The organism is Achromobacter sp. EB05 (assembly GCF_044232075.1).
In the GTDB taxonomy this organism is placed as follows: domain Bacteria; phylum Pseudomonadota; class Gammaproteobacteria; order Burkholderiales; family Burkholderiaceae_B; genus Achromobacter; species Achromobacter dolens.
In genome coordinates this window covers 1,218,715-1,231,671 of sequence record NZ_CP155917.1, presented here as the reverse complement: position 1 = coordinate 1,231,671, position 12,957 = coordinate 1,218,715, and the positions used below count along the sequence as shown (strand labels likewise).

The window sequence follows — 12,957 nt, the reverse complement described above, 5'->3', positions numbered from 1 at the left end:
CGCTTGTGGCGCGGCCAACGGCAAATAGGTCTGCTGCAGGATGGCTGGGAGGTGACCCTGGCCATCCGCCTCATCGCGCCGGTTTCGGATAGGCAGACCGGCGCAAGTGGAGCAATTTACCGCGTTGCGTCAAACGTAGCAAATCGAGGTTTCGCGGACGTTGCACGGAAGTCGCGCCGCGCCATGCGGGAAAGTCTGGTAACCATCTGGCCCCTAAAACGCGACCGGCCTCTCTATACTTGACGCGTCACCCGGATTCGAGTCCCGCCGCCCATGGATCTGCGCATTGCCAGCATTCGCCGTTTTCTCTACAGCCACTACTTCTTCGGCGGAGTGCGGCAGGGCGTCGGCATGCTGTTGCCGGTCCTGGTGCTGGGCGGCTTGTTCGGTCACTACACCACCGGCCTGGTGGCCACCTTCGGGGCGCAATGCCTGGCCATCATCGACCAACCCGGCGGGCCGCAGCGGCACCGCACCAACGAGATGCTGGGCGGCGCGGCGCTGGGCACGCTGACCGTCATCATCACCGGCCTGGCCTCGACCAACCCGGTGCTGATCTGGCTGGTGGTCATCGCGCAGTGCTTCGTCTATTCGATGTTCACGGTGTTCGGCAAGCGCGGCGGCCTGATCGGCTTTGCCGGCCTGCTGCTGATGACGTTGACCATGCATTCGCCGCTGGAACCGCACGAGGTGCTGGCGCACGCCGCCGCGACGCTGGGCGGGGCGCTGTTCTACGTAGCGTTCAGTCTGGGATTTTCACGGCTGTTCTGGCTGCGGGAAGAACAACAGGCGATGTCGGTGGCGCTGTTCGCCACCGCCGACTATGTCGCCGCGCGCGCCGCCTTCTACGACGAGACCGCCGACCTGGACGAGGCCTATCGCACCCTGATCCAGCGCCAGTCGGTCATGACCGAAAAGCACCAGGCCGCGCGCGACATGGTGCTGCGCGCACTGCCCCGCGGCAAGGGCCTGGGCGACCGCCACCGCGTGATGCTCTGGAACATGTTCGTCGACATGCTGCAGTTGCTGGACACGCTGGTGGCCACCCACACCGACTATGCGGCCCTGCGGCGCGCGCTGGCCGGCAACGACTGCCTGATGTTCATGCGCGACGCGCTGGTGAAGATGTCGCTGGAGCTGAACCGCATTGCGCTGGACGTGTCGCGCGGCCGCAAGGTGCAGTACCGCAGCAGCGCCAAGGCCGAACTGCGCGCCATCGAATACGAGATCGAACAGCTCAAGCAACAGGGCCTGGGCGAACGCGAGCCCGAAATGCTGGCGCTGATCGTGCAGGTGCTGCGCCGGCTGCGCAACTCGGCCCGCATCGTCGACCGGCTCGCCGACCACACCGCCGCCTCGCCCCACGCCAAGCCCACCGACGTGCTGCGCATCAACAAATCGCTGACGCGCTTCATCTCGCGCCAGGAATTCCGATTCGGCCTGCTGACCAGCAACCTGCGCCTGGATTCGCCGAACTTTCGCTACGCCCTGCGCGTGACGGCGGCGGCCGCCATCGCCATGACGCTGGCCAGCCGCTGGCTGTCGCCGGCGTTCTCGGCGCACAACTACTGGATCATGCTGACCATCGTCATCATCATGAAGCCGGGCTTCGCGCTGACCCGCCAGCGCAACGGCTGGCGCCTGATGGGCACGCTGATCGGCTGCCTCTGCGCGCTGCTGCTGTTCAACGTCACCGACAAGCCCGCCATCCTGTTCGCGGTGCTGCTGGGCGCCTGCATCATGGGCAACAGCATGGTGCAGTTGAACTACATGGCCAGCGCCATCTTCAATACGTTGTTCGTGGTGCTGGTGTTCCACTTCGTCTCGCCCGGCACGGTGTCGATGGCGGTGATCGGCGAACGCGCCATCGACACGCTGATCGGCTGCGCGCTGGCGCTGGTGTGCAGCTACATCCTGCCCTGGTGGGAGGCGCGCTACCTCAAGCCGCTGGCCGCGGCGGCCACCCGCGCCAACCGGGAATACCTGGTGGCCGGCATGCGCTACGTGGAAGCGATGCAGGCGCATGGCGCCCCGGTGGGCGCGGCCGCCGACGCCACCCCGGCGGTCACCGACGCCGACCTGGCCTGGCGCCTGGCGCGCAAGAACGTGCACATCGCCTTCAGCAATTTCGCCGAGGCCTTCTACCGCATGATGAGCGAGCCCAAGTCGCACCAGGTCAGCGTGCCCGAGCTGAACAACCTGCTGATCCAGAACCACGTGCTGGCCTCGCAGATCACCGCCGCCATTCCCATCCTGGCCGCGCTGCCGGCTACGCCCGAGGCGGTGCAACGGGCGCTGGCCGGCATGGTCGACCTGCTCGACGAGAACCGCGCGCCGCCCCCCGCCGACCTGCCGACCCAGTTCGACACCGAAGGCGAGCAGGCGGCGCTGGTCTATCCCGTCAAGCAGATGATCAAGGCCGCGCACATGATCCGCCAGGAACTGCTGGCGCTGGCCGATCCGCAGCACGCGCCGCCGGTCGCGGCGCCAGCCTGAATCGAGCCGCCGCGCTTCGCGGGAACAAAAAAACCGGCCCTTTCGGGGCCGGTTTTCCGCGCTACCCGCGTCCCGCTCAGAGCTTGCGGCGAAACACCAGCCTGTCCTCGGTCGAGGCCGAGGCGTCGTACTTGTAGCCCTCCAGGTCGAAGCCGTGCAGGCCTTCGGGCTTGGACACCTTGTGCAGGATGGCGTAGCGCGCCATCAGGCCGCGCGCGCGCTTGGCGTGAAAGCTGATGATCTTCCAGGCGCCGTTCTTCCAGTCCTGGAACACACACTGCACCACACGCGCCTTGAGCGCCTTCAGGTCGACCGACTTGAAATACTCTTCGGAAGCCAGGTTGACGATGACCGGCGCCTTCTGCCCGGCCTGGCGCTCGTTCAGGTACTCGGCGATGCCGCTGCCCCAATACTCGTACAGGTTCTTGCCCTTGGGCGTTTCCAAGCGCGTGCCCATTTCCAGGCGGTAGGGCTGCATCAGGTCGAGCGGCCGCAGCACGCCGTACAGGCCGCTGAGGATGGCCACGTGTTCCTGGGCCCAGTCCAGTTGCTTGGCCGACAGGGTCGAAGCCTCCAGGCCCTCGTAGACGTCGCCGTTGAAGGCCAGCACGGCCTGGCGCGAATTGGCCTGCGTGAAGGTGCGCTTCCAATGCGCATAGCGCTGCACATTGAGCTCGGACAGCGCCGGGCTCAGGCTCATCAGTTCGGCAATGTCGTCCGCGGTCTTGGTCTTGAGCACCTTGATCAGGCCGGCGGCCTGGTCCACGAACAAAGGCTGGGTGTGCGTCTCGACGTGCACCGGCGAGTCGTAGTCCAGCTTCTTGGCGGGGGAAAGCAGAAACAGCATTCGAAGGTTCCTTTGATCAGCGCGCCGTCCAGCCGCCATCGACGGAGACGGTGGTGCCGGTGATTTGCGCGGCGGCATCGGAGGCCAGGAAGACGGCCGTGCCGCCCAGTTGTTCAGGCGTGACGAACTGCAGCGACGGCTGCTTTTCGCTGAGCAATTCGCGCGCGGCGGTTTCCTGGTCGACGCCGTTCTTTTCGGCCAGCGCCGAGATCTGTTTTTCGACCAGCGGGGTGCGCACCCAGCCCGGGCAGATGGCGTTGGCGGTGATGCCCTGGCCGGCGGTTTCCAGCGCGGTCACCTTGGTGAAGCCGACCACGCCGTGCTTGGCGGCGACGTAGGCGGATTTGTTGGCCGAAGCCACCAGGCCGTGGGCCGAGGCGATGTTGATGATGCGGCCGAAGCCCTGCTTCTTCATGTGCGGCAGCGCGGCGGCGGTGCCATGGAACACGGCCGACAGGTTCAGCGCCAGGATGGCATCCCACTTTTCGGTGGGAAAGTCCTCGATCAGCGCGGTGTGCTGGATGCCGGCGTTGTTGACCAGGATGTCGATGCGGCCCATCTGGCGCACCGCGTTGTCGACCAGGCCGCGCACGGCCTCGCCCTTGGACAGGTCGGCGCCGTCATACAGCACCTTGACGCCATGCTGGGCCGCCAGGCCGGCGCGCACCTTTTCGATCTCGGCGGCGTCGCCGAAGCCGTTCAGGACGATATCGGCGCCCTGCGCGGCCAGCGCGGTGGCGATACCCAGGCCGATCCCGCTGGTGGAACCGGTGACGACTGCGACTTTTCCTTTGAGCATAGATGTTCTCCTGTGGCGGGGCGCGGAAGGCGGGCGGCGACCGGAACATGCCGGTCGGCGCCGTGGGCGAAACACGGGCTGAAAAACAGGGTCAAGTGTAGCTGCCCGGCAAGGCGCCCATCATGCCATGCCCCCACGCGGCGCGGGGTCAAGGCCGCGGCGATGGGGAATCCGATGGCTCCGCCTGGCCCGGCGGCGGCGCGGAATCCGACCGGTCCTGCGCCGTCTCGGCGGGCGGCGGCGGCGGCAGGTCCGCCATGCCCCCGAGGCGCTCCGGCACTCGCTCGAGCAGCTTGATGAGGATCGGCACCACGCCCATCGACACCGCCACCACCACTGCCAGCACGTCGCGCTGGTCCAGGTCCATCAAACGGTTGCTCCAGGCTTCGTTGAAGATGGCGAAGCTGAATTCGCCGCCCTGCGCCAGCACCATGGCGAACAGCAGGCGGTGATAGCGCGGCAGGCCCAGGAACCGCGCAAAGCCATACAGCACTAGCGCCTTGACCAGCAGCAGCGCCGTCACGCCCGCCAGGATGAAAGCCCAGTGATCCGCCACCACGTGCAGGTTCACGGACATGCCGATCGCGACGAAGAACAGGCCCAGCAGCAGGCCCTTGAACGGCTCGATGGCGTTTTCCAGTTCGTCGCGATAGCGCGACTCGGCCATCAGCACCCCCACCAGGAAGCCGCCCAGGCCGGCCGACAGGCCGGCGTAGTTGAACAACTGGGCGGTGCCGATCACCATCAGCAGCGCCGCCGCCGTGAACAACTCCTTCAACTGCGCCTTGGCGGCCCAGCCCAGCAGCCGCAGCCGGTAGGCCACCGCCACCACTGCCACCGCGATCAAGGCCTCCTTGAAGGACGGCTCGGATGCGGCACCGCTGCCCAGCAGTCCGGCCGCCACCAGCATCGGGATCGCCGCCATGTCCTGGAACAGCAGCACTCCCAGCGCCGAGCGCCCCATCGGCGTGCGCGTCAGGCCGCGCTCCTCCAATAGCCGCATGGCCACCGCGGTGGACGACAGGGCCAGCGACAGCCCGCACAGCACCGCCGCCTGCCAGCCCATGCCGGCCAGATGGCGCAGCGCGGCGCCGAACACCAGCCCCAGCAGCAGCCCGCAGGCCAGCATCTGCGACGCCCCCAGGGTAAACACTTCATGACGCATGGCCCACAGGCGCCGGGGCGCCAGTTCCAGGCCGATGATGAAGAGCATCATCACCACGCCCCACTGCGACACATTGACCATGTCGCCCACGTCGGTCACCAGCTTCAGGCACGACGGCCCCACCAGCACGCCGGCCAGCAGGTAGCCCGGGATCGCGCCCAGCCCCAGCCGCTGGGTCAGCGGCACGCACAGGACGGCGGCCAGCAACAGGATGAGGATCAGATTCATCGGCGCGAAGCGTGCAATTCGAGACAGTCCGATTCTGCGCAAAGATTACCCATGCGGGAAGCCGGGGAAACCGTCTGAAGCGCCCAACATCGAAAGGCTTTACACAAAAATTTTTTTTGCTGTAGAATTGCGGGCTTCGCTGCTCCGACAACGCAGATTCTTCCGACCAGGAATCTGATCGTGGGAAACCAGGAACCGCTGATGGGCTCGCCCTGAACCGGCCACTGGAATTTCACCGTTGCGGAATCCAGCCACGGAGAGGTGGCAGAGTGGTCGAATGTACCTGACTCGAAATCAGGCGTACGGTATCCCCGTACCGTGGGTTCGAATCCCACCCTCTCCGCCAGTATTCAAAAAAAGGCCAATCCCCCGGGATTGGCCTTTTTCTTTGCCTTCTTGCCGCAAGTCCTGCCCCTACCCCTCGGCCACGATCTTAGCGTCCTGGATGGTCTTGGCGTACTTGCGCTGCTCGTCGCGCATGAAGTCGGCGAAGCGCTGCACGCTGCCGCCACCGTCTTCCGCGCCGACCTGCGCCAGCTTTTCCTGCACGTCGGCCATGGCCAGGACGCGGTCGATGTCCTGGTTCATGCGCGCGACCATGTCGGCGGGCATGTTGGCCGGGCCCACCATGCCGAACCAGATGCTGGCCTCGAACCCGGGATAGCCCTGCTCGGCCACCGTCGGCACGTCGGGCTGGCTCCTGGAACGCTGCCGCAGCGTCTGGGCCAAGGCCAGCACCTTGCCGGACTGGATCAGCGGCGTGGCCGTGGTCATGCCCTCGAAGCAGTACTGCACGTGGCCGCCCAGCAGGTCGTTCATCAGCGGCGCCGAGCCCTTGTAGGGCACGTGCAGCACGTCGATGCCGGCGCGGGCCTTGAAGATCTCCAGCGCCAGATGCTGCGCCGACCCGCTGCCGGCCGAGCCGAAGATGATCTTGCCGGGCTGCGCGCGACACAGCGCCACCAGCTCGGGCAGGGTCTTGGCCGGCTGCGCCGCGCCGCCAATCAGCAGCGTCGGCGTCTTGCCCACCAGCGCGATCGGCGAGAAATCGCGCTCGGCCGAATAGGCCAGCCTGGGCTGCAGGCCGGGCGCGATGCCGTGGCTGTTGACGTGCGCCATCAGCAGCGTGTTGCCATCGGGAGGCTGGCGCGCCACCTGCTCGGCGGCGATGATGCCGGCCGCGCCGGCGCGGTTCTCGACGATCACCGGGATGCCCCACATCACGCCCAGCTTCTGGCCCAGCAGGCGCGCCAGCACATCGGTGCCGCCGCCCGCCGGAAATCCCACCACGATCTTGACCGGGCCCGGCGGCAGCGGTTGCTGCGCCCTGGCCGACGGCAGGACGAGCGCCGCCCCCAGCGCCGCGGCGCCGGTAATGAATTCCCTGCGTTGCATGGTTGTCTCCTCGCGCGCCGGGTCCATGCCCGGCGACTGTTGGTAAGCCTTGCCGGCCGCGGCCGGCTGGGCCGCGGCGTCCTGCGGGTCCTGCTGGCGCGGTCAGGCGGCAGGGGCCGCCAGCCGCTGGGCCAGTTGCGCCGACTGCGCGGCGTCCAGCTCCACCAGCGGCGGCCGGACCGTGGCCCACACCGGATCGTTGCGCCGCTGCGCGATCGCGGCTTTCATGGCCGGGATCATCGGGTACGACTGGAAAATGGCGCGGGCCTCGTTCAAGGCGCGCTGCCGGTCCTCGGCGCCGGCCTCGCGCCACGACCGGTACAACGCGACGATCGGGCTTGCATTGACGTTGCCGGTGGCGGTGATGCAACCCGCGCCGCCGGCCCGCATCGTTTCCAGCAACACCGTTTCGGTGCCGGCGAACACGTCGAAGCCGCGCGGCTGGAAGTCGCGCAGCATGGCCGCGGTGTTGTTCCAGTCGCCGGAACTGTCCTTGATGCCAGCGACGATGCCGGGAAATTCGCCCAGCAGCCGATCGATCAGGCCCAGGCTGATCGGCACGCCCGAAACCGGCGGGATGTGATACAGGTAGATGCGCAGGCGCTCGTCGGCGACCCGCTCGATCACGTGGGCGAAGGCGCGGAACAGGCCCTCGTCGCTGACGCCCTTGTAGTAGAACGGCGGCAGCATGAGCACCCCGCCGCAGCCGGCCTCGACCGCATGACGGGTCAGCTCCACCGCGTCGGGCAACGCGCAGGCGCCGGTGCCGGGCATCATGCGCGCGGCCGGCAGGCCGGCATCCAGCAACGCATCCAGCAGATGGCGCTTTTCCGCCACGCTGAGCGAATTGGCCTCGGAGTTGGTGCCGAAGATCGCCAGCCCCGCGCCCTGTTCCAGCAGGGCGCGGCAATGCCCGACGAAGCGCGGCACGCTGGGCGACAGGTCCGCGTTGAAGGGCGTGAGGACCGGGGAATAGACGCCTTGCGGCCGGTCTGCGGCGCGTGTGCTCATGAAAACTCTCCTGTCAGCGGCCGACGCGGGTCCACTTGCCGTAGCGCTCGACCATGCGTTCATCGAAACCGAATCCCAGCCCCGGCTCCTGGTGCAGCACCACACGCCCCTGTTTGTGGGTCAGTTGGCGGTCCACCAGCTTGCGGAAATTCAGGACCTGGTCGTCCCAGAAAAATTCAACATAACGCGCATTGGGCGTGGCGGCCACCAGCGGCGCGTGCACGTCGTGGAACCAGTGCGGGCACACCACCACGCCATAGCTCGCCGCGGTCGCCGCGATGCGCTTCCATTCGGTGATGCCGCCGCACACCGCCGCGTCGGTCTGCAGGATGCCGGCCGCGCCCTTGTCCAGCAGCTCCTTGTGATACCAGCGGCCATAGCCGATCTCGGCGGTGGCGATGGGCAGGTGCGTCAGGCGCGCCAGCTTGGCGTGGCTGTCGATGTCATCGGGGCCGAACGGCTCCTCGATGAAGTACGGCTCGTACTGCTCGAAGCGACGGATGTACTGCATGGCCTGGGTCACGTCCTGCCAGGCGTTGTTGCAGTCCATCATCAGCTCGACATCCGGCCCGACGGCCTCGCGCGCCGCCTTCAGCCGCGCCTCTTCCTCGCGCGGCGACAGGCGCCCGGTCTTCATCTTGACGGCGGAGAAGCCCTTGGCCACGTAGCTGGCCATTTCCTCGCCCAGGTGCTGCGGCGTCTTGCCATCCAGGTAGTAGCCGCCGCTGGCATAGGCCGGCACCGACTCCAGCTCGACCGCGCCCAGGAACTTGTGCAGCGGCAGCCCCGCCGTCTTGGCGTTCAGGTCCCACAGCGCGATGTCGAGCGCGCTGAGCGCGCGCATCACCGTGCCCTGGCGCCCTTGCAGCAGCGCTTCCTGGTACATCGCCTGCCACAGCCCTTCGACCGCGTGCGAGTCCTTGCCCAGCAGCACCGGCGCCAGCAGGCTCTGCACGGCGGCCTCGAAGATCGCGCCGCCGGCGCTGCCGACGTAGCAGAAGCCAATACCTTCGACGCCATCGGCGCTGCGGACCTTGACCAGTCCGTAGTGGCGGGTGGAGACGGTGCGGTTCGAAAACGAGGTGACCTTGTCCAAGGGCACCGCGGCGGCGCAAACGTCGATGGATTCAATGATGGGCACGGCTGGCTCCTGATAACGGGAATAGTGCGGGTCGCGCTGCCGGCGCGCCTTGCGCTGGCGCAACGCTCAAGCGCATTCTTGCCGCCATCAAAGAAACAAACAATTATCTTCATCCATCTTTAGAATATGTAAAAAGCATCTTCTATGAGCGCCCGCCGATGGATTCGAGATTCCTGCAGACCTATGTACATGTGGTGGAACTGGGCTCCATCGCGCAGGCCGCGCGCCACCAGGGGCTGACGCCGGCCACCGTGCAGCAGCGCCTGCGCGCGCTGGAGGCCGACATGGGCAGCGCGCTGATCGCCCGCTCGGGCCGCACCGTCAAACCCACCGCCGCCGGCACCCGCATCCTGGAGCGCGCCCGCAACGTGCTGCGCGACCTGCGCGACCTGCGTTCGGCGGCAACCGAGTCCGACCTGCCGGCCGGCCCCTTGCGCCTGGGCGCCACGCCCACCGCGCTCACCGGCATCATGCCGCCGGTGTTGCGCACCTGGGCGGCGCGTTATCCCCACATCGAGATCTACATCGAACCGGCGCCCACCACCCTGCTCTACAGCAAGGTGCTGGCCGGCGAACTGGATGGCGCGCTGCTGGTGCATCCGCTGTTCGCGCTGCCCAAGTCCTGTGTCTGGCGCGACCTGCGGCGCGAACCGCTGGTGCTGGTGACGCCGGCCGACATGGCGGTGCGCGACCCGCTGGCGGTGATCGCGCGCGAGCCCTATATCCGCTACGACCGCAGCGTGGTGGGCGGCCGCATGGCCGACGACTACCTGCGCGCCCGTGACCTGCGGCCACACGTGCGCTTCGAGCTGGACGGCATCGACTCGATCGCCAAGCTGGTGTCGGAAGGATTGGGGGTGGCGCTATTGCCCGACTGGGCCACCACTGGCGCGTCGGCGCCAGTCAGGCGCTGGCCGCTGCCGGCGCCATGCCCCGTGCGCACGGTCGGCGCGCTCTGGCCGCGCTCCGGCGTGCGCTCTGAATTGATGCGGGTATTCGTGGAACTGGCGCAGAGCCAGGCGGCGGCGGACCGCTGACGGCGAGGCGACGCCTACGCCGCCACGCTATCCAGCAAGCGGCCGTCACGCGCCACCACCGCACCGCCCGAAATCACCAGGCGACGCGGGACGCGCTGCGCCACGGCTTCGGCCACGCCGCTGGCCGCCACCAGCACCAGGTCGGCGCGGGCGCCGGGCGTCAGTCCGTAGTCGGCGAAGCCACAGGCGCGCGCCGCGGCGCCGCTGACGCAATCGAACGCCCAGCCGATCTCGTCATCGCGGCGCAGGTCGTTGCGCAACCCGATCATCATGGCACGCGCCAGCATGTCGGGGCTGCCGTACGGCGTCCAGGTGTCGCGGATGCCGTCGTTGCCGCCGAACAGCGTCACGCCGGCCTCGCGGCAGGCACGCAACGGCGGAACTGGCCGCGACGGCGGCGCGGTGGTCAATACCGCCACCTCCAGCGCGGCCAGCCGCTTGAGCAGCCCATCCAGACGCCTGGCATCCACACCGCCCAGGCAGAAGGCATGGCTGACGACGACACGGCCGCGCATGTCCAGCGCCTGCACCCGATCCAGGATCAGGTCGAGCGAAAACGCGCCCAGGTCGCCGGGCTCATGCAAGTGGATATCGAGGGGTTTGCCATGCTTGTCCGCCAAGCCGAACAGCACGTCGAGCGATTGTGCCGGGTCGCGGTCGATGGCGCAGGGATCCAGCCCGCCCAGCACATCCGCGCCTTGCGCCAGGGCCAAGTCCAACAGCGCGGCCGTGCCTGGCCGCCCCAGCAACCCTGACTGCGGAAACGCCACGGTCTGGATCTCGATCAGGCCGGCCAGTGCCTCGCGGGTGGCGTGCACCGCCTCCAGATGGTGCAGTCCGGCATCGGTATCGACGTCGACGTGGCTGCGGATGCGCGTAGTGCCTTCGCGCAGGAAGGCCAGCGCCAACGCGCGCGAGTGGCTGGCGGCGTCATGGCCGCTGGCGGCGCGCCAGGCCCGCTCGTTGTCGATACGGTCGGTCAACGCCGGCCCCACCTGATTCACATACCAGGGGGATTCCCAGGTGGTCTTGTCCAGGTGCGTGTGCCCCTCGACCAGACCGGGCAGCAGCAGCAGGCCGGCACCCGCTTCCCGCGCCACATGGGCCGGCGCCTGCAGATTCGGTCCGACGCGTTCGATACGGCCGCGGGATATCGCTACGTCGACCGCCGCGCCATCGGGCAGTCGAACGTCGTTTAACAACATGTCGGTCATGGATAGGTCCTCGGCCTCGCCTGCCCGCGTCGGGCGGCCGCGCCGGATCAGGCCTGCTGCGGCGGTTCGATCCAGAAGAAGCGCTGGCCCTGGCGGATCATGTCCGCCACGCCTTCGGCGCCGAGGCGATAGTCGGTGCCCATCAACGTGGCGCCGCCGTCGTCGTGTATGTGGATGACGGCCAGCGGGTCGTTGGCCATGGTGTACCAGTAGTAACCGGGCTTGAGATCGTGCAGGTCAGTATTCATACGTCGAGTATACAAACAACCTTGGAACGTATTCAAAAAGACACACTAGTAACCGTTTGCCTGACACGGCGATTGCCACGCGTCATACTGTTCCATGCGAGGTTTCGGATAACCCGCCATGTTGGCACGTGTCGACGCGGCCACAGCACTGCTGGTATGCAAGCGTCGAACGTGAGGGGAACAACAGGTATGAAAAGGCAAGCACTCCAATTCAGCGAGCCGCTCAAGCAAGCCATCCTGGATGGTTATAAGGTGCAAACCCGGCGCATCGTCAAACCGCAGCCCACCAAGCTGACGACCGCCTGGTATGCCGATGCGGCGGATTCCGGCAAATGGGTGGCCATGGGCCCGACCCGCGAAGGCGCGACCGAATTGCGCAAAACCTCGCCCTGGGTCACCTGCCCCTATGGCCGGTCGGGCGAGAGCATCACGCTCGAAGACGAATCCGGCAAGCCCTTCGCCACCGCCGTAATCGTGGGCGTGCGCATCCAGCGCCTGCAAAAATTGTCGGACGCCGACGCGCGCGCCGAAGGCACCCAGGCGCTCTACCAATCGTCGGCGCTGTTGCCCGGCGTTCCCCTGCAGACGGCCTTTGCCTTGACCTGGTGCGAACGCTATGGCGCGCACGCCTGGGCCGCCAACCCCTGGGTGTGGGTGGTCGAATTCCGCTGCCAGCAGCCGCAAGAGGCCTAGGCGTCCGCCGGCCCTGCCAGTCCGCTCCAGGCCGCCAACCGACTGGCGCTGGCGCACCGGTGTTGCTGCCAGGGGAAATCAGGCCCCAGGATCGTGACTGCCTGTAACTCGCCGCCCCCGCTTCACCGCATTCCACCTTATTTCAGTCGATTTCAGACGGGGGTTTACCAGAGTGAAGCCGGCCTGCCGCGACGCAGCATGGGGAACGTTCGTCGCCCCGCCCCCGTTGCGGATTGTCGCTATTGAGGGCCGCCCGCTTACCCCTGCCGATCCGAAAAGACCGAAAATAGCGTCAACGAATACTCAACTTTGCTGCGTCACGCAGCAGGCAGGTGCAACATGAAAAAATGGCTCATCGCAGGGGCAGGTGTCGCGGGTCTGCTGATCTCCAGCGTCGCGTTGGCCCGGGTGGATGTCGGCATCTCGATCGGCGTGCCCGGGGTGGTATACCCGGCTCCGGTCTACGCCGCGCCCGCGCCCGTCTACGTGGCGCCGGCGCCGGTCTACGCCCCGCCGCCCCCCGTCTACTACCGTCCGGCGCCCGTCTATGTGGCGCCCCCCGTGGTCTATCCGGCCCCTGTCTATATCCGCGGCGGCGGCTACTGGGGCCCGCGCGGCCACTGGCGCGGCCCCGATCGCGGCTACTATCACGGCCGCGGCGGCTGGCATCGTTGATGCCGCCG

At 67.5% G+C, this 12,957-nt stretch carries 12 protein-coding genes and 1 tRNA gene; 5 read left to right on the top strand and 8 right to left on the bottom strand.

What is annotated here, in order from left to right:
• Positions 1 to 273: 273 nt before the first annotated feature.
• Positions 274 to 2,496 carry an FUSC family membrane protein gene (locus AAID08_RS05685; RefSeq protein WP_395757443.1) on the top strand — a complete coding sequence of 741 codons (2,223 nt, stop codon included), beginning with the start codon at positions 274 to 276 and terminating at the stop codon, positions 2,494 to 2,496.
• A gap of 76 nt (positions 2,497 to 2,572) precedes the next feature.
• Here AAID08_RS05685 and yaaA read toward each other — a convergent pair whose 3' ends face one another.
• The 3 genes from yaaA to AAID08_RS05670 form a co-directional block, all read right to left on the bottom strand.
• Complete coding sequence (yaaA, locus tag AAID08_RS05680) at positions 2,573 to 3,343, bottom strand: peroxide stress protein YaaA (protein ID WP_054501677.1); 771 nt, start codon at positions 3,341 to 3,343, stop codon at positions 2,573 to 2,575.
• A gap of 16 nt (positions 3,344 to 3,359) precedes the next feature.
• Positions 3,360 to 4,142 (bottom strand): 3-hydroxybutyrate dehydrogenase, encoded by a 783-nt coding sequence (locus AAID08_RS05675; protein WP_049071820.1) that lies wholly within the window; start codon positions 4,140 to 4,142, stop codon positions 3,360 to 3,362.
• Positions 4,143 to 4,290: 148 nt separating this feature from the next.
• A complete protein-coding gene (locus tag AAID08_RS05670) occupies positions 4,291 to 5,535 on the bottom strand; it encodes a cation:proton antiporter (protein ID WP_395757442.1) in 1,245 nt (414 codons plus the stop codon).
• A 255-nt stretch (positions 5,536 to 5,790) separates the two neighbouring features.
• On the opposite strand from AAID08_RS05670, the gene AAID08_RS05665 reads away from it, so the two are divergent.
• A tRNA-Ser gene (locus AAID08_RS05665) sits at positions 5,791 to 5,881 on the top strand.
• Between the two features lie 68 nt (positions 5,882 to 5,949).
• On the opposite strand, the gene AAID08_RS05660 is transcribed toward AAID08_RS05665, so the two are convergent.
• From AAID08_RS05660 to AAID08_RS05650, 3 genes are all read right to left on the bottom strand, one after another.
• The gene (locus AAID08_RS05660; protein ID WP_144655872.1) at positions 5,950 to 6,930 is read right to left on the bottom strand and encodes a tripartite tricarboxylate transporter substrate binding protein; all 981 of its coding nucleotides are present in this window, start codon (positions 6,928 to 6,930) and stop codon (positions 5,950 to 5,952) included.
• Between the two features lie 102 nt (positions 6,931 to 7,032).
• Entirely contained in the window at positions 7,033 to 7,941 is a 909-nt protein-coding gene (locus AAID08_RS05655) for a dihydrodipicolinate synthase family protein (protein ID WP_395757441.1), read from the bottom strand.
• Between the two features lie 13 nt (positions 7,942 to 7,954).
• Positions 7,955 to 9,082: a mandelate racemase/muconate lactonizing enzyme family protein gene (locus tag AAID08_RS05650; protein WP_054501959.1), complete on the bottom strand. Its 1,128-nt coding sequence runs from the start codon at positions 9,080 to 9,082 to the stop codon at positions 7,955 to 7,957.
• Positions 9,083 to 9,240: 158 nt separating this feature from the next.
• On the opposite strand from AAID08_RS05650, the gene AAID08_RS05645 reads away from it, so the two are divergent.
• The gene (locus tag AAID08_RS05645) at positions 9,241 to 10,119 is read left to right on the top strand and encodes a LysR family transcriptional regulator (protein ID WP_116793619.1); all 879 of its coding nucleotides are present in this window, start codon (positions 9,241 to 9,243) and stop codon (positions 10,117 to 10,119) included.
• A gap of 14 nt (positions 10,120 to 10,133) precedes the next feature.
• Here AAID08_RS05645 and AAID08_RS05640 read toward each other — a convergent pair whose 3' ends face one another.
• Both AAID08_RS05640 and AAID08_RS05635 read right to left on the bottom strand, forming a co-directional pair.
• Complete coding sequence (locus AAID08_RS05640) at positions 10,134 to 11,333, bottom strand: amidohydrolase family protein (RefSeq protein WP_395757440.1); 1,200 nt, start codon at positions 11,331 to 11,333, stop codon at positions 10,134 to 10,136.
• 47 nt (positions 11,334 to 11,380) lie between these two features.
• On the bottom strand, positions 11,381 to 11,581 hold the full coding sequence (locus AAID08_RS05635; RefSeq protein ID WP_049071804.1) for a hypothetical protein: 201 nt from the start codon (positions 11,579 to 11,581) through the stop codon (positions 11,381 to 11,383).
• A gap of 189 nt (positions 11,582 to 11,770) precedes the next feature.
• On the opposite strand from AAID08_RS05635, the gene AAID08_RS05630 reads away from it, so the two are divergent.
• Together AAID08_RS05630 and AAID08_RS05625 are read left to right on the top strand one after the other, a co-directional pair.
• Positions 11,771 to 12,274, top strand: coding sequence for an ASCH domain-containing protein (locus tag AAID08_RS05630; RefSeq protein WP_054501703.1), 504 nt, complete (start codon positions 11,771 to 11,773; stop codon positions 12,272 to 12,274).
• Positions 12,275 to 12,613: 339 nt separating this feature from the next.
• A complete protein-coding gene (locus AAID08_RS05625; protein WP_054501704.1) occupies positions 12,614 to 12,949 on the top strand; it encodes a virulence factor in 336 nt (111 codons plus the stop codon).
• Positions 12,950 to 12,957 lie beyond the last annotated feature (8 nt).